Origin of the sequence: Bacillus cereus group sp. N31, assembly GCF_016483245.1 — a bacterium.
In the GTDB taxonomy this organism is placed as follows: domain Bacteria; phylum Bacillota; class Bacilli; order Bacillales; family Bacillaceae_G; genus Bacillus_A; species Bacillus_A toyonensis.
In genome coordinates this window covers 167,858-194,138 of sequence record NZ_JAEHCH010000001.1, presented here as the reverse complement: position 1 = coordinate 194,138, position 26,281 = coordinate 167,858, and the positions used below count along the sequence as shown (strand labels likewise).

Below are 26,281 nucleotides of genomic sequence, written 5' to 3'. Positions count from 1 at the left end.
GTATTTTATTAGATTACTTTCGCTTCTGTATGGAGCAACGATACAAGTTCTTTTACTTGATCTTGCAGCTCGCCTTGTAACACTTTTCCTGCATCTTTCTTAGGAGGCAAATAGATTTCAATTGTTTTTGTCTTTGCTTCCACATCATCTTCTTCTAAATCTAAATCATCTAATTCTACTTCTTCCAGTGGCTTTTTCTTCGCTTTCATAATACCTGGAAGCGATGGATAACGCGGTTCGTTTAAACCTTGTTGTGCTGTTACTAAAACTGGTAATGACGTTTCAATAACTTCTGTATCACCTTCAACGTCACGCTCAATCTTCACGTTTGTACCATCAATCTCAAGTTTTGTAATTGTCGTTACGTACGGAATATTTAGCGCTTCAGCTACGCGTGGACCAACTTGTCCAGATGCACCGTCAATCGCAACGTTTCCGCCTAAAATTAAATCTGCATCTTTATCTTTTAAATATTCAGCAAGTACTTTTGCTGTTGTAAACTGATCGCCATTTTCAACATCATCTTCAATATTAATTAATACCGCTTTATCACAGCCCATCGCTAATGCTGTACGAAGTTCTTTCTCACTATCTTCGCCACCAACTGTTACGACAGTAACTTCTCCACCTTGTGCGTCTCTTACTTGAATTGCTTCTTCAATCGCATATTCATCGTAAGGGTTGATGATGAATTCCGCTTCGCCATCGTAAATTGCACCGTTTTTAATTACGATTTTTTCTTCTGTATCAAATGTTCGTTTCATGAGTACGTAGATGTTCATTCCATTTACCCCCTTATTTTTCAGAAAGATTCTATCAATTTTAAAATTCTGTTAATTTATATTAAAAAAATAATTGAACTACCTACCACTAAACGAAGGCTTACGTTTTTCTAAAAACGCTGCTACACCTTCTCTTCCATCTTCACTCGTAAATACTTCACCGAAGATTTGAGCTTCGCGCTGTACACCTTCGTAATAATGAGACGATTTTGTCGTTTGCAATAACTCTAACACAGCACGAGTTGTTGCTAGACTTTTTCCAGCAATTTGTTTTGCAACTTTAAGTGTATCGTCTAAAAGTGTTTCTTCAGAAAACACTCCGTTAACAAGTCCCCATTTTAATGCTTCTGCACCAGTAATTGGTGTACTCGTTAACATCATTTCACAAGCTTTCGCTTTCCCAACATAACGTGGTAAGCGCTGTGTACCTGCAAAACCAGGAATTAATCCAAGTGTTAATTCAGGTAAACCAAGTTTTGCACTTTCAGTTACAAAGCGCATGTGGCAAGACATAGCAAACTCAAGGCCGCCGCCAAGTGCCGCTCCATGAATTGCCGCGATAACTGGTTTTGAACATTTTTCAACACGCTCAAATGTAACTTGTCCAAGCTGTGCTAATTCTGTCGCTTGCTTCGCTTCAGTAACAGATGTAAATTCTTTAATATCTGCTCCAGCTGAGAAGAAGCGCCCTTCACCGTGAATAACAACAACACGAATGTTATCATCCTTCTCCACTTGATCAATTAACTCAGTAACGTCATGCATAACTTGTGAAGACATCGCATTCGCTGGCCCGTGATTTAACGTCGCCACCGCAATATGGTCTTCAACTCTTACAGATAGGAATTTCAACATGATCCCTCCCATTATTGACGATAACCACAAGCCGCAATAAGTAGCCCATGTACCGTTTTTGAAAGTGCGACCAGATCATACTTATGATCGCTCATTACCCAATTGGTCACAACTTCATCTACTGTTCCAAAGATCATTTGTCTTGCCACACGAACATTTAAGTCCGCCTGAAACTCACCTTGCTTTATACCTGTCTCTAAAATTTCATCCATAACTTGTAAGTAGCCTTTTAATACTTCATTTATTTTAAGGCGCAAGTCTTGATTGGACTGTCTTAGCTCTAATTGCGTAACGATAGCAAGAGGATCATTTTGTGATAACAGCAAGAAGTGCGTTTCTACCAACATGAATAACTTCGCTACAGCGCTTTCAATTCCTGCTGTTTTTTGACGAATTGTTTCAACAAATTCTCCCATCTTCTCTTGGAATAAGGATATTAATATATCTTCTTTATTTTTAAAATATAAATAAATCGTGCCATCAGCTACCCCAGCTTGCTTTGCAATTTTAGAAACTTGCGCTTGATGGTATCCATTCTCTGCAATCACAATGACTGCCGCATCAATAATTTGATTGTATTTCGGTCTATTTTTCTTCACTTTACTGTCCCCTTCAAGAAGATGACTGAATGAATAGTCATTCATATTCTTATAATACTGACTATTTAGAAAAGTGTCAATCCTATTTTTTCAAAAAGAAAGGGCCTTAGCCCGTTTGCTCATCCTCATTCTTTCTCTTCTCTTCATCTATTAGGACGCGGCGCAAAATTTTCCCTACTGTCGTTTTCGGCAATTCATCTCTAAACTCGTATACTTTCGGTACTTTATAAGCCGCTAAATATTTACGTGCAAACTGATCTAATTCCTCTTCAGAACATTCAGCGCCTTCTTTCAAAACAACAAATGCTTTTACAGTTTCCCCTCTGTACGGATCAGGAACACCGATCGTCACTACTTCTTGCACCTTTTCGTGTTCATATAACACTTCTTCTACTTCACGAGGATATACGTTAAAACCGCTAGCAACAATCATATCTTTCTTACGATCTTTCACATAGAAAAAGCCATCCTCATCCATGTATCCTACATCACCTGTATGAAGCCAGCCATCTTGCAATACAGCCGCCGTTTCTTCTGGCTTATTCCAATACCCTTTCATAATTTGTGGGCCTTTAACAACTATTTCACCGATTTCACCTGGAGGTAATGCCTCTCCTGTTTCAAGTGACATGATGATTGACTCCGTATCTGGCCACGGTACCCCAATACTTCCTGGCACACGTTTTTCCCACAAGAAATTCCCATGTGTAACGGGTGATGACTCCGTTAATCCATAACCTTCTACCAGTTTACCACCTGTAACGCTCTCAAACTCCTCCTGTACTTCTACAGGAAGCGGTGCAGAGCCACTAATACAAGCCTGAATAGAAGAAATATCATATTCTTTTAAAAGAGGGCTATTTAATAGAGCAATATAAATGGTCGGCGCTCCTGGAAATAGTGTAACTTTATGTTTTTTAATTGCTTCAAAAACCATTTTCATATCAAACTTCGGAATAAGCACCATTTTATACCCTTGCATAATACTTAAATTCATTACAGCTGTCATTCCGTATACATGAAAAAACGGAAGGACACCAAGGATCACTTCTTCTCCCTCTTTACAATTATATAACCAATGTGCTCCCATTAAAGTGTTCGAAACGAGGTTTTTATGCGTCAGCATAACCCCTTTTGGAAATCCTGTCGTTCCCCCCGTATACTGCAAAAGAGCTAGATCATTTTCAGGATCACAGGGAACCTCAACATCAGCAGTACTTTCCCTTTCTACTGATTTCCATAGATGAATCGTTTCGCTTTCCGACACATTCACAACAAGATTCGCCTGCTTTTTTTGTACAAATGGATAAAGTAAATTTTTAGGGAATGGTAAGAAATCTGCAATACGAGTTACGATAATGTGCTCCAGCTTTGTGGCATTTTGAACATTAGTAACTCTCGGAAACACTAAATCAAGGCAAAGAATGACTTTTGCCCCAGAGTCATGAAGTTGGTACTCAAGCTCTCTTTCTGTATAAAGAGGATTCGTTTGTACGACAATCCCCCCGGCAAGCAAAGTACCATAATAACCGATTACAGATTGCGGACAATTCGGCAACATAATTGCAACTCTATCTCCCTTTTCAACACCAAGACTTTGCAGATAATTCGCAAACTTCTTTACCTTGTCATGGAAATCTGAAAATGTAACATCTTTACCTAAAAAATGAAGCGCTTTCTTTTCTGGATAACGAGAAGCTATTTTCTCTAAATATCCATGAAGTGGCTGAATATCATAAGAAATAGTACTAGGAATTTCCTCTGGATAACTTTTCAACCAAGGTTTTTCCACCTTCATTCCCCCTTCAAATACATAAAAAATAAATGAATGTTCATTCATGATGGTTGTTTTCATTATATTATAGTCACCACAACGTTACAATCATAATATTCTGACTTTTATATAACTATGCTTCACTCCATTAACTTCTTATTATATGTATAACCCCTCCTAATCTATAAAAGAATAAGAGAGTTATGGTTTAGCTCAATCTTATTATCGTTAACACTGCTCCTGGAGTAGTTGTTGATAATGTTGCGACAGCTAACAAACCAAATAATTGCAAGCTAATAGCATCTCCTGCTGCAAGAGTTGTAATTATTGTTGCACTAAACGATGTGGTTGCTACTGCAGGGGAATTGATCGTCCCAGCAAGCGGTGCACCATTAATTGTAATTCGTGAACTGACCAATAATGAAGCTGTTATATTAATCGAATATGAAATATAATAATTCCCAGCATTTGCAACCGTAAATACTGTATTCCCCCCGGAAACCGTAATACCTGGACCGATATTTTGATTATTCGGAAGCGGGACATTCGTTCCACCAAGTAGTACCGATATCGCTGTTCCTGACGTATTATTTGCAAATGCATACGTCGCCGTGATACTTGTACCTGTAGCCCCGGTTGCTCCTGTTGAGCCCGTTGAGCCCGTCGCTCCCGTTGGGCCTGTTGAACCTGTCGCTCCTGTCGTTCCTGTTGGACCTGTTGAACCCGTCGGACCTGTTGAACCCGTTGCTCCTGTTGAACCCGTTGCTCCTGTTGAGCCTGTTGCTCCCGTCGGACCTGTTGAACCCGTCGTTCCTGTTGGACCTGTTGAACCCGTCGGACCTGTTGCTCCTGTTGAACCTGTTGAACCTGTTGCTCCTGTTGCTCCTGTTGCTCCTGTTGCTCCCGTTGGTCCTGTTGCTCCTGTTGCACCTGTTGAACCCGTTGGACCTGTTGAACCTGTCGCTCCCGTTGGACCTGTTGGACCAAGCTTAGGGACTGTCCCATCACAACTAAAACAACACGAATCAACATGTACACCATTTTGATTATTACAACTACAATATCCATTTGTATTATTGAGCCATGAAGACATGTTGATCCCTTCCTTCAAATTCAATCTTATAAGTACAAGTAAGAAATTAAAAAACATTTATCAAATCAGACCGAAAAGCTTTATTTAGTGGAGATAAATATAGATTTATCCCGTACATTCTAATAATTATTACATGCGATACTATCTCCTTTTGCTTGTACTTTCGCCTCTCTGGTTAAATGAAATTCCTTTTCTAAATTCTTCATTCACATATGGATTTTAACCTTACATAACAATATCCTTATAATTCGTTATTCTTCATCAAAATTTTTAAAATATAATTACGAATAAAAAACTTATTTTGGGGCAGAGGATGAAGAAAATTCTTAGTATTTTCATGGTTGTTCTTCTATTCGCTGTTGAATGTGGACAGCAAAAAGAGGAGAAAAGGGTAACAACGACAGAAGATAAAAAGCAAGCTATAACAATTAAACATACTGAAGGGGAAACAAAATTAGATAAACCGGCGAAAAAAGTTGCTGTACTTGGAGCACCTTATTTCTTATGGTTGATGAGGAAGAGTGGGAAGAAGGTTAATTAAAAGACGGCTTCATATATGTGAAGCCGTCTTTTCCTATTATGGCATAAAATTAATATAGACTTTGTACATAATATATATAACAAGTGAATACATGATTATATTGAACACACTTCGTTTTAAAGTTAACTTTCTCTTTAATTTCTTATCTTGTAATCTCAATTCTATTCCATTCGCTATTTTCAACCTACCTACTATTTGAAATAACTCTCTGTAATCATCAGCATTTCCCAATAATACGTACTCCTTATCATTTTTATACTTTATATGTAGAAATTCACTCCCACCTTTACGGTCTAATATTGTTTCCATATAAGCTATTTCATTCCATACACATACTTTTAAATCAACTTCATTATAATAACGATCCACAAAAAATACATACAACCGTTTATTTGTAACGATTAGCACATTATTAATACCGAAGTTCATCGCAAGAACGCCTACCCCTAATGTCATGGCTGTGCCTGTCTGCCAATTTTTCACACGAGGATTTTCGACAAGCATACTATATAAAATCTCTTCGCTTCCCTGTAACTCTTCTTGTACAACCTCATAACAACGTTTCATTAAAATTGTTTTTGTTACAACTTCTTTTGTACGATTTATTTTCTTTTTATCTATTTTCTCATCATTTCTATAATCATCTACAAAATTATCGCTATACTGCAAGTTATTTAATTCCTGAAGTAACTTTTCTTTATTCATTTCTTTCCCCCCCCAACAGCTTCTTCAATTTCTTTCTCCCTCTTGAAAGCCTGCTATATACCCTATCTCGTGTCATACCGAATTCAAGCGCTATTTCTTGTACGCTATATTCATCTAAATACCTTTTTATAAAAATTTCCTTATCTTCTTCATTCAATTCTTTAATTAAAACGTAAAAATTATAATCTCGCTCTTCTTTTGTTAAATTGACATTTTTTCTATCTTCATATATTTCTTGCTGAAGCTCTTGTAATTGATAAGCCTTATTACTTTTTCGTTTATAATCAATAGCTTTAAACTTAGCGACAGATATAAGCCAGTTTCTAAACTTCCCACGATTTTCATCATAACTACTAATGTTGTACCAAACGATTAATAAAATATCGTCAACACATTCGTCCACTAATACCTTGCTCTGTGCCGTATCTAAAACACTATGAACCACCTTATAAATTAAATCCCCATATCGATCAATTGCTGTATGTAATGCTAACATGTCTTGTTTTCGAAGACCTTCTACTATTTCTATATCCTTCACCCTTATCACCACTCTTTATCCCATTCTTTATTCATTATATATACGAATGAACACATTCGTTTCCTGACACTTTTACAAATATTTTCTAATTGTTTTCATATTGTAGCAAATACTTAATTAATTATTTCTTGTGGAACAGGGATTATATTATCTCTCACGAATTTAATCTATGAACAAAAATAGGAGGGATAACTATGTACCAAACAATTGAAGGCTTTTTACAATCATGGACATACGAAGCAGAGTCTACTCAGAAAATGCTTGATTCATTAACCGATGCATCTTTATCACAAGAAATTGCACCTGGGCACTGGACGTTAGGTAGAGTTGCTTGGCACATCGTGACGGCAATTCCTGTTATACTATCTGGCACAGGGCTAAAGTTTGAAGGAGAATTGAAAGATTATCCTGTTCCAACTTCTGCAAAAACAATTGCAGATGAATACCGTAAAGTAAACGCGGCTTTTGTTGAAACACTTCAAAGTAAATGGACTGATAAAGACTTAGCTACTATTAATGACTTCTTTGGTCGCCCTATGCCGAATTCTATATTTTTAATGACACTTATTAATCATCAAAATCACCACCGCGGACAAATGACGGTTTTAATGCGACAAGCTGGCTTAACAGTTCCTGGCGTATATGGCCCCGCAAAAGAAGAATGGGCTGCGGATGGAATGGAAGCTCCTAAAATGTAACGACAAAAAAGACAAGATGTTTACATATCTTGTCTTTTTCTGTAACTTGTTTCATGTGAAACTATTTTTTCTTAATGGTTGTTTTATGGAAAAGATAGGTTAAAATGAATACATACTATGAAGAGGAGTAACCAAATTGAATACAAAGAATAAAAAAATAGCTCTGGGAACTATTTTATTAACTTCTATTATTGGAGTTATTAGTGTATCTCTTTATTTCACCTATTATGGTACCCCTTGGGGAAAACAAGCAGCAATTACGGAATCAAAAGAATATATTACAAAATATTTTAATCTAGATGCAGAAGTCAAAAACACTTCTTACGATGCTAAAATGAATAGCTATGCAATCGCCTTTGAAACAAGTGGAGACGGAGAGTTTACTATCGAATATAAAAGTCCTAATAACTTTAACATTTCTCCAGGAGTGCAAGAGTATTTAAGTAAACACTATAAATTTACAGAGTAGTACCGAAGCATACATATACAAAAAAGAGTTGGTGTAACGCCAACTCTTTTTTTATTTATTCTTGTCAGACTGTTATATCTTCCTTCTCTATATTTTTAATTCCGTAATATGCAATTGCAACTCCAATTGTTGCCAATGCTAATTGAAGGGGAAGAAAAGTCGCTACAGAAAACGTAGTGCTATTCATTGCAATTGATACAACAATAAGGGATGAAACAATTGTAGTTGGCACTGAACGTTTACGCATTCCGAAATATAGTGGGATTAAACTTATTCCCGCAGTTGCAACGGCTAAAGGAACAAGGTTTATCCCTTCTTGCTTCAATTGATCTATTGTGAATGAATTAGGAAGAATTGAAAAATAGCTATCTATCCCAAAGAAAACTCCTACTACTAAAATGTTAGATACAATAACTGTTATAAATGTTAATGTTGCTGTAATAACCAACTTACTAATCATCATTTTCTTCCGATTAATAGGATAAGAAAACATAAGTAGTATTGTTTTGTTTTTATATTCACCAATTATTAACCTTGCGATTAACACACTACCAAAAATAATAAATGTTGCTCTTACTAATGTACTAGCCATTAACAAAACCATCTGTGGATCTCTCATTTCTGGATCTCCTTCTATTTGAGAAACGATGCTCGTAAAAATCAGTAATGCCAGTATAGCGATATTTGCAATAATCGCTCTCCTTACATACCATCCAAGCTTAAACTTCTTCATTTCTAGCTTCATTAAACGTAACATGATAGTCCTCCCTCCTCCTAAGACTTAATCAATATAAATGACCCCTGTTTCACTTAAAATCTTTGCTTCATTTTTTGCATCACCAATAGTTCCTACTTTTATTTTTTCTGTACTTTTATCTTTCTTAAGTCCTTTTAAATCCACTATTACGTCATCCGAATTACTTTTAGCCATAAGCTTCAATGATGCCGGGACACCTTTATACCGTACGCCAATATCCCCTGATTTTGTTTCTACAAATAATGATTTTCCTTCTGTCATATCTTTCAGTAATACTTCCCCAGATGTTGAAGTGATGTTCATATTTTCGTTTTTTACATTTTTTACATAATTATCACCAGTAGTGGAAGTTATATTTACTTCTTGTAATGAACTATCTTTTAACATTAAATCCCCGCTTTCGGATGTAAATTCACCCTTCTCTGCCGATAGTCCTGTAATCATTCCATCTCCAGATTTGCCTCTTGTCACGATGCTTTTTACTACTATATCGTTTATTTTCACATCACCCGATTTATTATTTAATACAATTTTATCTATTTCTTTCTTCGGAATAGCTATAGATATACTATTTTTCTTCCTAAGCGTAAAACCATAAAAAAATCTGTTCACCTTTTGTTTTTGCTTAATCACCAGTTTATTTTCATCATTTTCTATTTTGACGGGATCTATCTCTTTATCTGCTTGTTCACCTTGAGCGGAAATTACTAATTTATTAGCGTCTGTACTTTTAAATTCAAGATTCCAGTTTTCAATGTCTACTTCTATTGCTTTTATATTATTTATCTCAAAAGACTTTTCTTTCTTAAAATCTTTCCCCTGAAATACCTTAAAACCAAAAACCATACTAGCAATTGTAATGAATAATATTGCAATTACTATCATTTTTTTCACTATTCATACCCCAGTTCGTTTTTTGTTTTAAGCTTGCTTCACGCCACATCGATCTTGTCGATTTTACGAAACGATAGATAACTAATGAAAATTCCTAATAAACAGAGCACTATTGGGATAGCTATAAAATCAAACATACTTACTTGACCATTTCCAGAACCAAAGTTACCACTAATCAGCATACCAATTATTACTGCCGAAGTAATCGTTGTCGGTGTCGATTTCTTTCTCATTCCAAAAAACAAAGGAATTAAACTTATCCCAGATATCATAAATGCACTTATAATAGTACCTGGAACGATAGCTATTATTTCACCTATCGTAGCAGGTGTTTCAATCAGTCCCATCATTGGACTCACAAAATATACGAGCAAACTAATAATGAAAGTCGCGATAATCGTGCTCACAAAACAAAAACAAAAAACAATTGTTAATTTCGCACTCATTAGCATTTTCCTTTGTAGCGGATACATAAATGATAGTTGTATCGTTTTGTTCTTATACTCATCAATTACTAAACGTGATAAAATGACCGAACTAAAAATAATGAATGTTATCCTAATAAAAATATTTGCTAAAGCCATGTTCTGTGTGAAGTCAGAGAAGAGCACGTCTCCCTCGGCTTTCATTCCCAATGCCATAAGGCTTACTACAGCGAAAATTGCTATAATACAAATTGCTACACTTTTAAAGTAACTAGATAATTGATGTTTCTTCCATTCAAGCTTCATTAATTTAAACATATAAACCACGCCTCCATTCTTTATATACCTGTCTCTACGCTGCTAACATTCTAATTCCAGCAGTAACGAAGCTTAACATTCCTATCACTAGTACAATGAACAACCATTTCCGCTCTGGTTTTCTATAATATAAAATTCCACTTATTAGCATTACGATAAATCCACTTACCAGGTTCAGCCACAGTCCATTAAGCATGAATACCCTCTCCATCCATTACATTTAAGAAATATTCTTCTAAGGAACTATGTTTCTTATTAATACTTTCAATTTCCACATCGTTCATAATAAGTGCTTTTGAAATGGCCTGCTGAGACGCTGACGTATCATACACACGAATCATGGTTCCACTCATTATTTTGTAGTTTTTTATACCAAGTTTATCTTCTAAAATATAAGCTGCACGTTTCACATCAGGAACAGTGATTTCAATGTACTCTGTTTGTTTTCCGTTAATACTCTTCATTGAAACTTCTTTTATTAGTTTTCCATTTTGAATCACACCAATTGTATCCGCCATTAGTTCCATCTCACCTAAAATATGACTAGAAACTAATAATGTAATACCGTATTCTTTGCAGAGCATTTTAAATAAGTCTCGTAACTCTTTAATACCAATTGGATCTAAACCGTTAATTGGTTCATCTAAAATGAGCAATTCTGGCTTTGTCACGATTGCCCTTGCAATACCGAGTCGTTGTTTCATCCCTAATGAAAAATCTTTTATTTTTTTATTGTCTATGCCGTGTAGTTTCACTAAATGTAAAGCATGATCAATGCCGTTTTTATCGTAATAGCCCATATATTCACAATGTAATTCTAAGTTTTCCTTCGCCGTTAATTTATCATAAAAGATTGGATATTCGATAATTGTTCCCATTCTTTTTAATACTTCATAAGATGTGTCTGTTAACTTCTCACCGAAAATTTCAATATCGCCGCTCGTCGGTTTTATTAAATTTGCAATCATTTTCATAATTGTTGTTTTACCAGCACCATTCGGTCCTAAGAAACCGTATATCTCTCCTTTTTTCACATGCATGTTAACGCTAGAAATAACTTCTTTTCCTTTAAACACTTTCGTTAACTGGTTCGTTTTTAATATATATGTCATGTCATTTTCCCCTTTCGCGCTGCTCTATATTTCTATAATAGACAACGGAAATCTCTTTTTTCTTACTCGTTCCTTACAAATTCCTTACGCTGAAAAAAAAGCTTGTAGAATTTACTTCTCTACAAGCTAAAACTTCATCTTTGTTAATACAACTGTAAAAATCGTTTTTTCATATGGCTTACTAGAAAGATGAATCTTTCCATCCATCGCTTCCACAAGCCTTTTCGTAATCGTTAATCCCAGGCCGCTTCCTTGGTACAATTTATTTCTTGAGTCTTCAAGTGTATACATACGCTCAAACACTTTATCAATATGAGATTCATCAATTCCTTTTCCTTTATCCCATACGTCTATATACACACTCGTTTCATCATCTCTTAACGTCATACCGAGTGTCTTTCCAGCCTCTCCATATGTAATTGCATTTGATATTAAATTATTTAACACTCTGCCTAATACTTCTGTATTTCCAAGTGCATATATATTTCTTTCAGGTATATCAATATGAACATGAAATCCTTTCGTCGTCACTAAATCATAAAAAGATAAAATCTTCTCACGGCAAACTTCATTCATATTTACTTTTGTTATCTCTATTGCCTTGTCACCAGATTCTAATTTTGCTAAATCAAAGAACTTATGAATTAGTTCCATCACTTCCAGCGTTTTTATATGAACCTTTTCAAGTAATATTTTCTGTTCTTCTTCATTTATCGTTTTATCCTCATTTAACATTTCTGTATATCCAAGAATAACTGTTAGTGGTGTTTTCAAGTCATGCGAAATATTTGAAAGCATTTTTCTCATCGAAATTTCTACTTTTGCATGATCTGCATTCGTTTTCTGTTTTGCATCTAATAATTGATTAATTGCCACTAATAATTTTTGCAATTCTAGATCATCTGTCATAACGAGTAACGTCTCGCCTGTTTTTTCATTTACAATACTTTCTAATTTTTCATATGTGTATCGTAAGTTTTTGCTACTATTTTTTCTCATCTTATATTGTATGTAAATGATACATAACAATATAAAAATAATGCCCATTAACAGATTGGTCATATTACATCACTTCCAACTTATAGCCGATGCCCCATAACGTTTTAATATATTCTGGATTAGATGGATCACTTTCAATTTTCTCACGCAATCTTCTCATATGAACATTAATAACGTTATCATCACCGTAATACTCTTCATTCCAAACTAACGTATAGATTTGTGCTTTTGTAAATACACGATTTTGATTCTTTACGAACAGTTTTAAAATCTCAAATTCTTTTAAAGTAAGTTTGAGAGGGTTCCCGTTTTTTTCTACAGTAAAATTAATTGGATCGATTGTTAAATCACCAATCTGAATCATCTTTTCTGTTGTTTCCGTAGTCGAATATTTTGTAGACCTCCGAATACCCGCTTTTACACGTGCAGCTAATTCAATCATAGAAAATGGCTTACAAATGTAATCATCTGCCCCAAGTCCTAATCCAACAGCTTTATCAACATCTGTATCTTTTGCTGACATCATTAAAATCGGAACGGCACTTTTTTCTCGAATGATTCGTACAACCTCTAAGCCATCTAGCTTTGGCATCATAATGTCGAGGATAATCAAATCAAATGAACCTTTTAAATATGTATTTACTCCCTCTTCTCCATCAGACGCGATTGTAACTTGAAAGCCCTCTTTTATTAAATACTTTTCCACCATCTCTTGAATTGAGATATCATCTTCAACTAATAAAATATGATGTGACATATGTCTATCCCCTTTTTACAAACGTTAACAATTCAATTGTATCGTAACTACTACAGACTGGAAACAATTATATGAATTTTCAAACCAACTTCCCTTCCTTCCTTAACAATGATATGATGAAATTCACTACGATTGTTCATAATTAACTTTATATAAAGGAGACTTATCATGTCAGAGAATAAAAAAGTAAGCTTAGCTGATTTAATGCGCGAACAACTTGCTAAGAAAAAGCAAGGAAATGGAAATGGCCAAAATGCAAAAAGTCAAAGCCAAGAAACGAAAAAATTACAAAACCAACAAACGAAAAAAACAAACAACCAACGTAGACGTACAGGTGTATAAATGAACGGACAAAAACGTTCTAATATCGCACCCGGTCTTGAAGTTGATATTGTATTAAAACAAGATCAACGAACAGGCAAATTAACACGTGGAATTGTAAAAGATATTTTAACAAACTCCCCTTCCCATCCGCATGGCATTAAAGTGCGATTGCAGGACGGGCAAGTCGGTAGAGTACAAAATATCGTTCAATAAGAAAAGGAGCTCAAGTAAACCCGAGCTCCTTTTTCTTTATTAGCCTTTAATTTTTTCGATGAAAACTACTTTTAAGTAGTCTCCCTCTTTAAATTGATCAATTGTACGAAAATCTTCTGGTAAAGAATGTTCTTCTAATATTTTGTATTTACCGTTCATTTCTTTAAATGCAGTATCGATAAAGCCTTTAAACTTTTTCATATCAAATGCGCTACAATTTGTAGAAGCAACGATAATACCGTTATTTTCTGTAATCGCGATCGTTTCTTTTAATAAGTTTTTATAATCTTTCGCTGCGCTAAATGTATACTTTTTAGAACGCGCAAAGCTTGGAGGATCTAATACAACCATATCGAACTTCATTTTTTTCTTCGCAGCATATTTAAAGTAAAGGAATACATCTTCTACAATAATATCTTGTGCTTCGTAATCAATTTCGTTGACACTAAATTGTTCAATCGTTTTACTTAAACTACGATTTGCAAGGTCCACACTCGTTGTTTTAGTCGCTCCACCAAGTGCTGCAAATACAGAGAAAGCACCTGTATAAGAGAACATATTTAACACAGTTCTTCCTTGTGCATATGTATCACGAATTTGTTTTCGAACGTTACGCTGATCTAAAAATACACCAACCATTGCTCCGTCATTTAAATAAACCGCAAAGTTCACACCATTCTCTTTTACGATAAGTGGGAACTCACCGCGCTCTCCTGCTACGAAATCATCGCCTTCAATGTATTTCCCTTTCGTATCAAAACGCTTTTTCTCATAAATACCTTTAAAGTTTGCTACTTTTTGAAGCGCCGCTATGATTTCATCTCTAAAAGTATAAATCCCTTCACTATACCAGCTCACTACGTAATAACCGTCATAATAATCGATGATTAAGCCGCCAAGACCATCACCTTCACCATTTAGGACACGGAATGCTGTCGTATCATTTGATTTGTAAAACTGTTTTCGTTTATGTAAGGCAGATTTGATTTTACTTTCAAAGAAAGATTGATTAATTTGTTCACTCTCTTTTCTCGTTAAAATCCAGCCGTATCCTTTATTTTGTTTTCCATAATAGCCTTTTCCGATAAATTGGTTCTTCTCATCTACTACTTTGATGATTGTCCCTTCTTCACGAATATCGTTTAAATTTTGAATCGCATCTTTTAAAATAAGCGGATATCCACTTTTAATTTCTTTTATAAATTTCGGTTTTATTTTTATAGTTACTTCAGATCGCATGTAATGTCTTCCTTTCCATTTGAATGCTTTCTATTAGTAGGAAGCATGTAAAAAACGAGGCCGAAAAACAGCCTCGTTTCACTATACCATATTATCGCTTTGCTAGTACAACCCGCTCATCCTTACACCTAATCGCAATATATTTACTAACTTATGAAATAAACATCATACTTTCAAAAAAAATTTATATATTTCATTATTGTCATTGACAATGATAATGATTTTCATTATCATTTAATGTATATGAGTTCTTGAAAATATAGCTACATTTATAGGAGGCATACACATGATTATTGTTACAAATACAGCTAAAATTACAAAGGGAAATGGACATAAATTAATTGAGCGTTTTAATAAAGTTGGTAAAGTTGAAACGATGCCAGGATTTTTAGGATTAGAGGTTCTTTTAACGCAAAATACAGTTGATTATGATGAAGTAACAATTAGCACTCGCTGGAATGCAAAAGAAGATTTCCAAGGTTGGACAAAGAGCTCAGCATTTAAAGATGCTCACTCACATCAAGGCGGAATGCCAGAATATATTCTTGATAATAAAATTGCTTACTATGATGTAAAAGTTGTACGTATGCCAATGGCTGCAGCACAGTAAAAACAGTTATTTTTTAAGTATAGAATATGAGGAGTGCTATCACTTCTCATATTCTATACTTTTTCTTTAATTTCTTTTCACTAATTTTGCATGTACAACTAGCCTTCCAGCCTCTGGATCAAGCGCATAGTCACATGTAGAAAGTGTTACAATTTCATTATTAGCCGTCAATTCCGTATCCGTTTTGTACAGTGATTTTTCTTGAATTTTCTTTAAGAACGATGTATATGCTGCATCATTTTCAAAATCCGTTTCAATGTAATAAAAGTCCGTTGTTGTCGTATATACTGAAAAAACTTCAACATCGTATCCTTCAAATAATGTATCGTAATATAATTTACGATGGGACATGAAGAATTCTTCATCCAACATTTTTTTTAAACTCCCAAACATAGAACCGTCCTTCATACGATGACCATATAAAATAGTATTTCGGTTTTGAGATTTCACATCATTACGGTGGTCCATAAAAATACTTCCCGCTCTCATATCTTCACCTTTGTAATTACGAAATAAATAGTAATCATTATCCTTCGCTTGAACGATTGGATAATTAATTTGTGTATCATCCATCGTAATCCATCCAACTATCTCTGGATTAATTTTTTGGAGAGCTTGAAACTGCTTACGTACCTCCCCATCCTCTGATTTTTCTTCCATTGGACTTCTCTTATAAATATGTTGCGCTTCAGCCATTACTTTACGATTTTCATAATAATCCATGAAAATCCCACCCAATTCATACATTGAATAGAAAAAGATTCCTAAAAACACAATGGTAAGTATGCGTTGAAAAAATGAATTCTTTTTCCGTTCTTTCTTACTATTCAAATTATCACCTCAAAACGGATTATGCTCAGCCTTTAGATTCCCATTGGTACCATGTATAGTCCTGTATCTTCATCCTGCTTTACAACGACATCTACACCATATATTGCTTTAACCATTTCTTCTGTTATTACATCATTAGGATTACCTTTCGTAACAATCTCTCCATCTTTCATAACGATAATATGATCACTGTAACGAATGGCTTGATTAATATCATGTAATACCATTACAATCGTTAGTCCATACACTTCATTTAACTCTTTCACTAACTCTAATATTTCTATCTGATAATAAATATCTAAATATGTTGTCGGCTCATCTAAGAAAAGCATTGGTGTATTTTGAGCTAATGTCATTGCAATCCAAACTCGCTGTCTCTCTCCGCCTGATAAAGCATGAATTGGCTTATCACGTTTACTTTGTAAATTCGTACATGTTAGTGCACGCTCAATTGCTTCTCTATCTTCATCTGTTTGCGAAGAGAAAATATTTTTATATGGCATACGTCCAAAGCTTATTAGTTTTTCCACCGTAATATCTGCTGGAGCCTCATTTTGTTGATGGACAACAGCTAGCTTTCTAGCAAACTCTTTCGGTTTATACTCACTAATCGCTCTCCCATCAAGCATTACTTCTCCACTACTAGGAGCATGGTTTCTAGACATAACACTAAGTAATGTTGATTTCCCGCATCCATTTGGACCAATAATTGTTGTAATTTTTCCAAGTTCTATTTCACTACTAACAGACTTTAAACGATTTGTTACATTATCGTATGAAAAGGTTACATTTTTAATTTCCATGAACTTTATCACTCTTTCTAAGCAAGAATATTAAGAATGGGCCACCAATAACCGCCATAATTGTTGCTGCTGGAATTTCATTAGGTGGCACAATTAACCTTCCAATTGTATCTGCCGTCAAAATTAATAACGCCCCTGCAAGAGCAGAAAATGGAATTAATACTTTATGGTCTGAACCGACTAATTGTCTTGAAATATGCGGAACGAGTAATCCTACAAAAGCAATAACACCTGCAATCGCTGTTGATACTGCCGCTAAGAGTACTGCAATGGCAGAAATAATAAGACGAACTCTCGTCACGTGCAAGCCTAAGTTTTTCGCAGTCTTATCTTGTAGCGATAATAAGTTACACCAAGCTCCTACGAACAGAGCAAGAATAAGACCAATCGTTCCATAAGTCACCATTATTTCTACATCGCCCCACGTCTTCATTGTTATGTTAGAAGTCGTCGTTTGCTTAATACTCTTAATAAAATATCCACAAATCGTAACGAATGATTCATTTAATCCAGTAAACATTGCATTAATAGCAATACCAATTAAAATAATGCGGAGTGGACTTAATCCAGACTTCCATGAAAAAGAGTAAACGAGATAACACGCAAGCGCACCGCCTAAAAATGCGAATACTGGTGTCCAGAAAAAGAATTGCGGAAACAACGTAATAATAACGAGTGTCATAAAACTTGCTCCAGAAGATATCCCGATTACACCAGCATCAGCAAGTGGATTTTTCATAACAGCTTGAAAAAGCACACCTGAAACAGCCAGAGCTGCTCCAGTAAATAGTGCAATAATAATACGTGGGAAACGTAAATCTTTAATCACTTCAACATCTTCATTTCCCCCTGTAAATATCCCTTGTACAAGCTCAACAATACCTACTTCTAAACTCCCTTTCATCGCTGACAATGATGTCATAACAATAAGCAATGCAGTAACAATGAGGAAACTCCAAGTTTTTTTATTCATTCCACTCTTCCTTTATATTAAAATGCATCACGGATACATCATTTTTTTCAATTCATCTAACGCTTCAATTGCTGCTAAATTGCCTGTCGTTCCAAATAAACGCTCTTCTAAATCGTAAACACGGTTATTTTTAACTGCAGCGAAGTGCTTCCAAATGTCATTTGTTTTAAATTCTTTATCGAACATTTTTACAACTTCATCAGGCATACCATGAGCTGCTCGTAAAATAATATCTGGATCAGCTTTCTTTAAGTACTCTGTATTAGAAGCTAAATACTCTACTCGTTCACCTTGTACAATGTTTTTACCACCTAGTTGTTTCACTAAATCTCCAATATAAGAATGCTCTGTTGCTACTAAATAACTTCCTGGCACACCTAACAAAATAAGTACTGTCGGTTCTTTCTTTCCTTTTACTTCTTTTTGAATGCTAGCAACCTTTTTATCTAACTTAGTTACAACTTCTTCAGCCTGCTTTTCACGTCCATATTTCTTACCTAAATCGCTAATAGAATTTTGCATATTTTTCAAGCTTGTTAAATCTAAAAAGTTTGCTTTCATACCCACACCATCAAAAACTGGCTTTAATTCATATTCAAGTGTTGTCACAGATAATACTTCTGACGGCTTTAATGATTTTACCTTTTCCATATCTGGACTCATTGGATTCCCAACTTCAGGTAAACCTTTATATCGCTTTGGTAAAGTTTTAGAACTTGTTGGAACGCCGACTAAATCTACTTCTAATGTATCCATAATTTCAGTAACAGCCACTGTTGTTGCAACAATACGCTCTTTACTCTCACTCTTTACCTGCTTTGCTGTTTCTTTTTTGGGTGATGAGCACCCGGCTATACTCATTAACAAAATGATAGCCATTAGTACACTTGCAATTTTCTTCACTCTCAATCACCACTCCTTTCCATACAATATGAAACAAGTCTTGATGCACGCGAACATGCATCAAGACTCCAAAAATTACAATCTACCCGCTCTATATTTACGAACTAGTAAAGCAAGTGAACCTAGCAGTAACACCATGTATAAACCAAGTTGTGCTGTATCTGCAGTTTTTGAGTTTTTCTCTTTTTTTGCATCATTATCTGTAGCATTGTTTTTCTTCTTATCATCTGCATTTCGATTAAAATCAGGATTACCTACTGTTTTTACATTATCTACTTTCGGTGTAGTCACTGGATTTTTTGGTTCATTTTTTGGATCCTCTTTAATAGTTCCTAACGCACCGATATTATTTGTATCAAATTGAATTTGTACATCGTAGAAATGATGGTAGTTCATCTCATCGATGTCTACCTTTACTTTTGCGTTTAATTTTTTAAATAGATCTTCTACTTCAAACTGTACTACTCGCGTATTTGCATTTTTATCTTCGCTTATTACTTTCGCATCAGCGAATAGCTCATTGTTTTCCGTTTGGAATTTCGTAATCCACACGCTATTTTTCAGCGTCATCTCAATGTATTTTTTACCATCTTTTACGATTAATTTCGCTGGATTTACAACATAGTCATGCATCTTTGAAATCTCATCTGTTTTATCTTTTAATACTTTAAATGTAATATCATATTGACCGTCTACTAAATTTTTCGGATCAACTATTACTTTCGGTTTATTATTTCCACCTTGGTTATCATTTCCGCCTTGCTTGTCGTTTCCGCCTTGCTTGTCGTTTCCACCTTGGTTGTTGTTTCCGCCTTGCTTGTCGCTTCCACCTTGATTCCCTAAAGCTTTAATACTATCTTGATCAAATACAAATTGAACATCGTAGACATGGTGATAATTCATTGAATCAATATCTACTTTTACTTTTGCATTTAATTTTTTAGACAAATCGTTTACTTCTACTTCTACTACTCTTGTATTTTGTTCTTTATTTTCACTTAACACTTTTGTATTAACGAAAGAACCATTCTTCTCAAATTCAAATTTCGTAATCCATGTACTATTTGTTAATGTAAACGATACATATTTCTTACCATCTTTTACTTTTAATACACCTGGACTTTTTGTGTATGTGTTCATCATTGAGATTTCATCTGTTTGATTTTTTAACACTTTAAAGCCAATGCTGTATTCACCATCTTTAAGAGCTTTTGGATCAATTGTTGTGTTATTATCTTGCTTGTCGTTTCCACCTTGGTTATTGTTTCCGCCTTGCTTGTCGTTTCCACCTTGGTTGTCGTTTCCACCTTGGTTGTCGTTTCCGCCTTGGTTGTCGTTTCCGCCTTGGTTATTTAACGGCTTAATGCTACCTTTATCAAATGCAAATTGAATATCGTAAAAATGGTGATAATTCATTGAATCGATATCTACTTTTACTTTTGCATTTAACTTTTTCGATAAATCCGGTACTTCTACTTCCACTACGCGTGTATCAGCTTTTTTATCTTCACTTATTACATTTGCATCAACAAACGAACTATTTTTCTCAAATTCAAACTTTGTAATCCAAGCACTATTCGTTAACGTAAAGGATACATACTTCTTACCATCTTTTACTTTTAACACACCTGGACTTTTTGTATATGTGTTCATCATTGAAATTTCTTCTGTTTGATCTTTTAATGTTTTAAAATTGATGCTGTATTCACCATCTTTAATTGTTTCAGCATCTGGATTTTTATTATCGTCTGGTTTTTCTACTTCCGGTTTTTCTACTTCTGGTTTTTTCTCTTCATTTTTAATTTTTTCAAGTTTATCTTGTTCAAATAAAAGTTGTACATCATGCGTTTGCTTATAATTTCTTGATGCCATTTCGATAAATACTTTTGTATTTAGTTTTTTAGATAAATCGTTTACTTCAAACTCTACTACTCTTGTATCTTTTTCCTTATCCTCACTCACTACTTTTGCATCAACAAATGCACCATCTTTTTCCGTTTGGAAATTTTTAATTAATGAGCTACTTTTTAGTGTTATAACAGCTTTTTTCTTACCATTTTCTACTTTTAATACTCCTGGATTTACCATGTAACTATTCATCTTGGATTCTTCATCTGTTTGATCTTTGAACACTTTAAATGGAATGCTGTACTCACCATCTGTAATTGTGTTAGAATTTGGTTGTTGATCTGGGTCAGGCTTTTGGTCGGGCTTCTGACTCGGATCAGGTTTTTCATTTGGATCTGGCTTATTAGCTGGGTCCTCTTTTTCATTTGGCTTTTCTACATGAACGGGTTTAATACTATTTTGATCAAAGACAATGCGCACATCATAGTCATGATGATAATTTAAAAAATCAATATCTACTTTTACTTTTGCATTTAATACCTTCTCTACATCTTCCACATCAAATTCTACTACTCTTGTATCTTTTTCTTTATCTTCACTAATTACATTTGTCTCAACAAGTTGGCCTGCTTTTTCTGTTTCAAACTTCGTAATCCATGAACTATTCGTTAATGTAAAGGATACTTTCTTTTTCCCATCCTTCACTTTTAAAGTTCCCGGGCTTACTGAATATTGATTCATCATCGATTCTTCATCTGATGTATCTTTTAAAACTTTGAAGCCAATTGAATATTCACCGTCAGCTAACTTGGTAGCTGCTTGAACTGCAAGTGGTTGTAATGTTGATACAAATGTAAATATCATTAGACACATTGCAACAACAATCTTAAGATACTTGTTCAATGAAATAACGCTCCTTTATAAAAAATTAATTATTTAACACTGTTCCCATCAAATACAAAGCGAATATCATATGAAGCATTGTATTTGATAATTGGGATATTAATTTTCACCTTGCCGTTTAGTTTTTTTGACAAGTCAGCAACTTCAAATTCTACAACTCTAGTATTATCTGTTTTGTTTTCACTTAACACAGTTGTTTCTACAAATTGACCATCTTTTTCTACTTGGAAACTTTTAATAGAAGAACTATCTTTCACTTTAAATGAAACATATTGTTTTCCATTTTTAACTGTTAATGTTGCTGGGCTTTCAAAATAACTATTCATTCTAGATGATTCATCTTTATCGCCTTTCCATACAGTAAAAGCAATATTATATTTCCCATCAGCTAGTTTTGTAGCAGCCTTTGCATCTTGTGAACCTAGTGTTGCGATAAACGTAAATAAAACAGCAAATACGGCAATAATCATTTTAAATTGTTTAAACATATATTCATCACCCTTTGAAATATTTATTTGTTTAGCTTCACTTTACGAATTAAGAAAACACCTGAAACAAGAAGTAACGCTGCAAATAATCCGATACGTGCTTCGTCTCCTGTTTTTGGATTATCTGTTTTCTCAGCTTTTCCACTCTCATTTGTTTCTTTATTCGCTTCTTTATTCTCTACTTTCGTTTTTTCTTCTTTTACTTGTGTATCTGTTTTCGCTTGGTCATTATTTTTTGTTGCAGCAACTACACCGTTATCGCCACCTACAGCTTTTACATTTGCATCAAACGCAAAACGAATTGTATAGTGGTGGTCATAGTTTGCACTTGGTACAACAACATGAATTTTTACTCCCAACGGCTTTGATAGATCATCAACTTTAAATTCAACCGTTCTTTTATCAGCCGCTTCGTCCTTACTCACTACTTTTGCATCAACAAAATTTCCATTCTCCGGTGCTTTAAATTCTGTAATCCAAGCACTATGGTTCATTGGAACTTGAACTTTCATCTCACCATTTTTTACAACTAACTTAGCTGGCTTTTCAAAATAATCATTTGCCATTGAAGCTGACTCGTTTTCCGCTTTTTGTATTACGTAGTTAATATCATACGTACCGTCAGCTAATTTTGCTGAAGCTTGTCCGAACGGCACTACAAGAAAAGCTAGCATACATACAAATGTCATAATAAAAGCGGGTAATACAGAAAACTTTTTCATTTTTCTTGTTTCCTCCTTGTTTATCTTGCATTTCACTTTTTGAAAATGATAATTATTCTCAATTTATAAGAAAAAAATAACCTTTTCCACCTATATTTAATTAGCATTCTTTTATGTAACATAAGTATTATTGATTATCATTCTCATTGAATATTAAAAATAATATCTCACCCTATTCCTTATACGAAGGCATAGAAACTGAGAAAAAATTATAAAACTTATTAATTGATTATCATTCTCAATATAAATCAAAAAAATAAACTATCCCTTTTCCTCTTCTTTCACCTCTTCCCATAACAACACTATAGTTATAGAAACCCCTTTCCTTCACTTCCCTTCCAATATTTCCACAACTAAGTCAATCTTAGCCTACTCATAAATTTTTTGTCAACTATATTACGTATAAATTTTTTAATATCTAAATTTCTCTATGTACAACTTTTTCTATAAAAAAAGAGACTTTCTATTATAGAAAGCCTCTTTTCTCTATTTTTCTACAGCAATTTCCTGCTTTTGAAACTTAGAAACTATATAACCAAATCCTATACCGATTATGCCTGGAACTAACCAACCAATTCCTACACTATATAATGGAATCTTATTTAGAATAGGTGCTAATGCTGCAATTTGAAGATTTGCATTGTGTAATCCATCAAAGAAACTAATTGCGAACGCTCCTACAATACCACCCACATACATCGCTAATGGAAGACGAACGTAGTTTTCAACAAGTGATAATACGATAAGAACGATTCCAATTGGATAAATGGCGATTAAGATTGGTAATGCTAATGCGTTTAACTGCGTTAAACCAAGATTGGCTACCATAAATGCTAGTACACAGAAAATGAAAACGACTTTTTGATATGAAAGCTTTGGTAATAAGGAAGAGAAATATTCTCCACAAGCTGCAACAATACCTACAGAAGTTGTTAAACATGCTGCTGTAATTGCGATACCTAGTAATAATGTTCCGTAACTACCAAATAAATGATTTACAACGTTTGTTAAAATAATGCCTCCGTTTGCGCCCATTCCAAGCGATACACTAGAAGCTCCAAGATACGCAAGCGCTAAATACACAAGTAGTAAACCAAGTGCTGCAATAAATCCTGCAAAGATTGTTACTTTCGCAATGCTATTCTTATTTGTAACACCTTTTGCTTTTAAAGCATTAATGACAACATTTCCGAAAACAAGTGCTGCCAGTCCATCTAAAGTTAAATATCCGTCAATAAAACCTTTGAAAAGAGGAGCACTATACGCTTCTGTCGGTGAACCAAATTCTCCAATTGGTGTAATAAGTGCTTTACCTACAATAATTGCAATAACAGCTAATAAAATTGGAGTTAACACTTTACCGATGCGTCCCACTAATTTTGAAGGATTTAAAGCTAAATAGAAAGTTACCGCAAAGAAAATAAATGTAAAGATAACAAGTGGATAGGATTGGCTAGCTATCTCACTTGGTAAAAATGGTGCAACACTCATTTCATAAGCAACTGTCCCTGTACGCGGAACGCTTACGAATACGCCTAAGCATAAATAAATTGCAGTGATAAAAACAAGTGCGAAGATAGGATGCACACGTCCTGCTAGCTCATTAATATCTCCCTTTAGAGCTATAACGATTACCCCTAATAAAGGCAATCCAACACCTGTTACGATAAAACCAAATAACGCGATCCATACATCTGTTCCAGCACCTTGTCCTAACGCTGGTGGAAAAATCATATTACCTGCACCGAAAAATAGTGCAAATAACATTAAACTTATTGCAAACATCTCAGAAAATTTTAAAGATGATTTCATTTCTACTAACCTCCTAAATAATTAATTGACAAAATATTCTGAATTAAAATCCGTCACATCTCCTCTTTCAAGCATACTTCCCCGTAAAAGAACGCAAAAAACACCCGTCCCTAACAAAGGGACGAGTGTTGAAATCGTGGTTCCACCCTTATTCTAATAAAATGAATTTATAACGAAATAAGCTCATTTTATAGCTCGTGTAAATTGATAACGGTTTTATCCGCCAAGAATTACAATGCATCATGCATGCAGTTCACTCTTGAAGTTTAGAGGTGGTAAGATTGTCTTTTCGTATTAGGAAGCTCACAGCCTAAGGCTTCCCTCTCTGAGAATCGTAGAAAACAACTCATGTCCTCATCATTACTTTTATAAAATATCTTGTCGAAACTTGTTGTTTTTTATTATATGGGCTATTTTTTAAAAAATCAATAGTTTTATTTTTTCTGACAAAAAAATATAGGGAGAAAATTTTTCCTCCCTATAACTGCCCTATTAAAATTTCTAACTCTTCAGCTGTAACGCTCCGCCACTTTCCCACTTCAAGCTCATGTAATTCTATATTCATAATGCGCACTCGCTTTAGCTTTGTTACAGTAAACCCGAAAGCACGGCTCATTCTACGAATTTGCCTGTTCATTCCTTGTGTTAAAACGATGCGAAATGTAGATTGGCCGACTCTCGTCACTTTGCATGGCTTCGTCATTCCATCTTTAATCTTTACACCGCTGGACATCTCATCAATAAACCAATCTGTAAAAGGTTTATCTACCGTCACAACGTATTCTTTCTCATGCTCGTGATCTCCGTGTAAAATTTGATTCGCAATCGCGCCATCATTCGTTAATAAAATAAGTCCTTCCGATGCTTTATCTAATCGTCCAACGGGAAAGATTCGCTCTGGGTAATTGATATAATCAATAATATTATCTTCAATATGATCGGCTGCTGTACAAGTAATTCCAACTGGTTTATGAAAAGCGATATACACCTTTTCTTTCTCTTCTTTTGCAATAACCTGCCCATCAATCGTTACAACATCATCATCGCTCACGAGAGCACCGTGCGTACAAATTTCGCCGTTAATAGCCACGCGTCCAGCTTTAATAAGACGATCTGTTTCGCGTCTTGAGCAGGATTTTGCTTCGCTTATGTATTGGTTGATTTTCATATTTTGTTCCTTTTCGTATATTAAAAGCGTCAATCTATGGCAATATCATTATGCCACGATTGACGCTCCTTCACTTCGCAAAAACAACTAAATAAATAACCCCAATCACCAAAAATATTCCACAACAA

29 protein-coding genes, 2 pseudogenes and 1 other annotated feature are annotated in these 26,281 nt (G+C 34.6%); of the genes and pseudogenes, 7 read left to right on the top strand and 24 right to left on the bottom strand.

Going from position 1 to position 26,281, the window contains the following annotated elements:
• Positions 1 to 8 precede the first annotated feature (8 nt).
• The 5 genes from etfB to JDS81_RS01030 all read right to left on the bottom strand — a co-directional run bounded on the left by etfB (position 9) and on the right by JDS81_RS01030 (position 5,103).
• A complete protein-coding gene (etfB, locus tag JDS81_RS01050; protein ID WP_001029031.1) occupies positions 9 to 782 on the bottom strand; it encodes an electron transfer flavoprotein subunit beta in 774 nt (257 codons plus the stop codon).
• 78 nt (positions 783 to 860) lie between these two features.
• Positions 861 to 1,637, bottom strand: coding sequence for an enoyl-CoA hydratase (locus JDS81_RS01045; protein WP_000911298.1), 777 nt, complete (start codon positions 1,635 to 1,637; stop codon positions 861 to 863).
• Between the two features lie 11 nt (positions 1,638 to 1,648).
• A complete protein-coding gene (locus JDS81_RS01040; RefSeq protein ID WP_000742218.1) occupies positions 1,649 to 2,236 on the bottom strand; it encodes a TetR/AcrR family transcriptional regulator in 588 nt (195 codons plus the stop codon).
• 106 nt (positions 2,237 to 2,342) lie between these two features.
• Positions 2,343 to 4,028, bottom strand: a complete 1,686-nt coding sequence (locus JDS81_RS01035; RefSeq protein WP_000414726.1) for a long-chain-fatty-acid--CoA ligase — start codon at positions 4,026 to 4,028, stop codon at positions 2,343 to 2,345.
• A gap of 190 nt (positions 4,029 to 4,218) precedes the next feature.
• On the bottom strand, positions 4,219 to 5,103 hold the full coding sequence (locus JDS81_RS01030; protein ID WP_199688494.1) for a BclA C-terminal domain-containing protein: 885 nt from the start codon (positions 5,101 to 5,103) through the stop codon (positions 4,219 to 4,221).
• A 313-nt stretch (positions 5,104 to 5,416) separates the two neighbouring features.
• Here JDS81_RS01030 and JDS81_RS01025 point away from each other — a divergent pair.
• Positions 5,417 to 5,590: pseudogene (locus tag JDS81_RS01025) on the top strand (ABC transporter substrate-binding protein); the annotation flags it as partial.
• A pseudogene (locus JDS81_RS31020) lies at positions 5,579 to 5,644 on the top strand (iron ABC transporter substrate-binding protein); the annotation flags it as partial. The pseudogenes JDS81_RS01025 and JDS81_RS31020, both read left to right, overlap by 12 nt.
• A 36-nt stretch (positions 5,645 to 5,680) precedes the next feature.
• On the opposite strand, the gene JDS81_RS01020 reads toward JDS81_RS31020, so the two are convergent.
• Together JDS81_RS01020 and JDS81_RS01015 are read right to left on the bottom strand one after the other, a co-directional pair.
• Positions 5,681 to 6,349, bottom strand: a complete 669-nt coding sequence (locus JDS81_RS01020) for a septation ring formation regulator EzrA (protein ID WP_098055568.1) — start codon at positions 6,347 to 6,349, stop codon at positions 5,681 to 5,683.
• Positions 6,342 to 6,896, bottom strand: a complete 555-nt coding sequence (locus JDS81_RS01015; RefSeq protein WP_097952370.1) for a sigma-70 family RNA polymerase sigma factor — start codon at positions 6,894 to 6,896, stop codon at positions 6,342 to 6,344. The genes JDS81_RS01020 and JDS81_RS01015 overlap by 8 nt, the downstream gene beginning before the upstream one ends.
• 185 nt (positions 6,897 to 7,081) lie before the next feature.
• On the opposite strand from JDS81_RS01015, the gene JDS81_RS01010 reads away from it, so the two are divergent.
• On the top strand, positions 7,082 to 7,585 hold the full coding sequence (locus tag JDS81_RS01010) for a DinB family protein (protein WP_097952319.1): 504 nt from the start codon (positions 7,082 to 7,084) through the stop codon (positions 7,583 to 7,585).
• Positions 7,586 to 7,721: 136 nt separating this feature from the next.
• Complete coding sequence (locus JDS81_RS01005) at positions 7,722 to 8,054, top strand: YfjL-like protein (RefSeq protein ID WP_001093289.1); 333 nt, start codon at positions 7,722 to 7,724, stop codon at positions 8,052 to 8,054.
• A gap of 64 nt (positions 8,055 to 8,118) precedes the next feature.
• Here the strand turns inward: JDS81_RS01005 and JDS81_RS01000 are convergent, their stop codons facing one another.
• From JDS81_RS01000 to JDS81_RS00970, 7 genes are all read right to left on the bottom strand, one after another.
• Positions 8,119 to 8,811 carry an ABC transporter permease gene (locus JDS81_RS01000; protein ID WP_000945207.1) on the bottom strand — a complete coding sequence of 231 codons (693 nt, stop codon included), beginning with the start codon at positions 8,809 to 8,811 and terminating at the stop codon, positions 8,119 to 8,121.
• 24 nt (positions 8,812 to 8,835) lie between these two features.
• The gene (locus JDS81_RS00995) at positions 8,836 to 9,705 is read right to left on the bottom strand and encodes a DUF4097 family beta strand repeat-containing protein (protein ID WP_097952317.1); all 870 of its coding nucleotides are present in this window, start codon (positions 9,703 to 9,705) and stop codon (positions 8,836 to 8,838) included.
• A 38-nt stretch (positions 9,706 to 9,743) separates the two neighbouring features.
• The gene (locus tag JDS81_RS00990) at positions 9,744 to 10,448 is read right to left on the bottom strand and encodes an ABC transporter permease (RefSeq protein WP_061529674.1); all 705 of its coding nucleotides are present in this window, start codon (positions 10,446 to 10,448) and stop codon (positions 9,744 to 9,746) included.
• Between the two features lie 34 nt (positions 10,449 to 10,482).
• Complete coding sequence (locus JDS81_RS00985) at positions 10,483 to 10,644, bottom strand: hypothetical protein (protein ID WP_000931813.1); 162 nt, start codon at positions 10,642 to 10,644, stop codon at positions 10,483 to 10,485.
• Positions 10,637 to 11,560, bottom strand: coding sequence for an ABC transporter ATP-binding protein (locus tag JDS81_RS00980; RefSeq protein WP_000221075.1), 924 nt, complete (start codon positions 11,558 to 11,560; stop codon positions 10,637 to 10,639). Before JDS81_RS00980 ends, JDS81_RS00985 begins: the two co-directional genes overlap by 8 nt.
• Before the next feature lie 126 nt (positions 11,561 to 11,686).
• On the bottom strand, positions 11,687 to 12,622 hold the full coding sequence (locus JDS81_RS00975; protein ID WP_000183219.1) for a HAMP domain-containing histidine kinase: 936 nt from the start codon (positions 12,620 to 12,622) through the stop codon (positions 11,687 to 11,689).
• A gap of 1 nt (position 12,623) precedes the next feature.
• Positions 12,624 to 13,316, bottom strand: a complete 693-nt coding sequence (locus JDS81_RS00970) for a response regulator transcription factor (protein ID WP_000018038.1) — start codon at positions 13,314 to 13,316, stop codon at positions 12,624 to 12,626.
• A 168-nt stretch (positions 13,317 to 13,484) separates the two neighbouring features.
• Between JDS81_RS00970 and JDS81_RS00965 the strand changes: the two genes are divergently transcribed.
• Positions 13,485 to 13,658: a hypothetical protein gene (locus JDS81_RS00965; protein ID WP_001293579.1), complete on the top strand. Its 174-nt coding sequence runs from the start codon at positions 13,485 to 13,487 to the stop codon at positions 13,656 to 13,658.
• The gene (locus JDS81_RS00960) at positions 13,659 to 13,853 is read left to right on the top strand and encodes a YwbE family protein (RefSeq protein ID WP_001014310.1); all 195 of its coding nucleotides are present in this window, start codon (positions 13,659 to 13,661) and stop codon (positions 13,851 to 13,853) included. It begins immediately after the preceding gene.
• A 39-nt stretch (positions 13,854 to 13,892) separates the two neighbouring features.
• On the opposite strand, the gene JDS81_RS00955 is transcribed toward JDS81_RS00960, so the two are convergent.
• The gene (locus JDS81_RS00955; RefSeq protein ID WP_001255942.1) at positions 13,893 to 15,092 is read right to left on the bottom strand and encodes a class I SAM-dependent rRNA methyltransferase; all 1,200 of its coding nucleotides are present in this window, start codon (positions 15,090 to 15,092) and stop codon (positions 13,893 to 13,895) included.
• Between the two features lie 286 nt (positions 15,093 to 15,378).
• Here JDS81_RS00955 and isdG point away from each other — a divergent pair, with 286 nt between their 5' ends.
• On the top strand, positions 15,379 to 15,702 hold the full coding sequence (gene isdG, locus JDS81_RS00950; RefSeq protein WP_000587821.1) for a heme oxygenase: 324 nt from the start codon (positions 15,379 to 15,381) through the stop codon (positions 15,700 to 15,702).
• A gap of 66 nt (positions 15,703 to 15,768) precedes the next feature.
• On the opposite strand, the gene srtB is transcribed toward isdG, so the two are convergent.
• The 9 genes from srtB to JDS81_RS00905 all read right to left on the bottom strand — a co-directional run bounded on the left by srtB (position 15,769) and on the right by JDS81_RS00905 (position 26,153).
• Complete coding sequence (gene srtB, locus JDS81_RS00945) at positions 15,769 to 16,533, bottom strand: class B sortase (RefSeq protein WP_033660819.1); 765 nt, start codon at positions 16,531 to 16,533, stop codon at positions 15,769 to 15,771.
• Positions 16,534 to 16,565: 32 nt separating this feature from the next.
• Positions 16,566 to 17,336, bottom strand: coding sequence for an ABC transporter ATP-binding protein (locus JDS81_RS00940; RefSeq protein WP_097952315.1), 771 nt, complete (start codon positions 17,334 to 17,336; stop codon positions 16,566 to 16,568).
• Positions 17,326 to 18,309, bottom strand: coding sequence for a FecCD family ABC transporter permease (locus JDS81_RS00935; RefSeq protein ID WP_001036848.1), 984 nt, complete (start codon positions 18,307 to 18,309; stop codon positions 17,326 to 17,328). Before JDS81_RS00935 ends, JDS81_RS00940 begins: the two co-directional genes overlap by 11 nt.
• A 27-nt stretch (positions 18,310 to 18,336) precedes the next feature.
• The gene (gene isdE / locus JDS81_RS00930; RefSeq protein WP_141499430.1) at positions 18,337 to 19,218 is read right to left on the bottom strand and encodes a heme ABC transporter substrate-binding protein IsdE; all 882 of its coding nucleotides are present in this window, start codon (positions 19,216 to 19,218) and stop codon (positions 18,337 to 18,339) included.
• A gap of 69 nt (positions 19,219 to 19,287) precedes the next feature.
• The gene (locus tag JDS81_RS00925) at positions 19,288 to 21,963 is read right to left on the bottom strand and encodes an NEAT domain-containing protein (protein WP_199688493.1); all 2,676 of its coding nucleotides are present in this window, start codon (positions 21,961 to 21,963) and stop codon (positions 19,288 to 19,290) included.
• A gap of 29 nt (positions 21,964 to 21,992) precedes the next feature.
• Positions 21,993 to 22,451: an NEAT domain-containing protein gene (locus JDS81_RS00920; protein ID WP_097952309.1), complete on the bottom strand. Its 459-nt coding sequence runs from the start codon at positions 22,449 to 22,451 to the stop codon at positions 21,993 to 21,995.
• 23 nt (positions 22,452 to 22,474) lie between these two features.
• Complete coding sequence (gene isdC / locus JDS81_RS00915; RefSeq protein WP_000714740.1) at positions 22,475 to 23,173, bottom strand: heme uptake protein IsdC; 699 nt, start codon at positions 23,171 to 23,173, stop codon at positions 22,475 to 22,477.
• A 486-nt stretch (positions 23,174 to 23,659) separates the two neighbouring features.
• Complete coding sequence (gene brnQ6, locus JDS81_RS00910; protein ID WP_000842657.1) at positions 23,660 to 24,985, bottom strand: branched-chain amino acid transport system II carrier protein BrnQ6; 1,326 nt, start codon at positions 24,983 to 24,985, stop codon at positions 23,660 to 23,662.
• 114 nt (positions 24,986 to 25,099) lie between these two features.
• Positions 25,100 to 25,355: a binding site (T-box leader), on the bottom strand.
• 108 nt (positions 25,356 to 25,463) lie between these two features.
• The gene (locus JDS81_RS00905) at positions 25,464 to 26,153 is read right to left on the bottom strand and encodes a 23S rRNA pseudouridine(2604) synthase RluF (RefSeq protein ID WP_000700727.1); all 690 of its coding nucleotides are present in this window, start codon (positions 26,151 to 26,153) and stop codon (positions 25,464 to 25,466) included.
• Positions 26,154 to 26,281 lie beyond the last annotated feature (128 nt).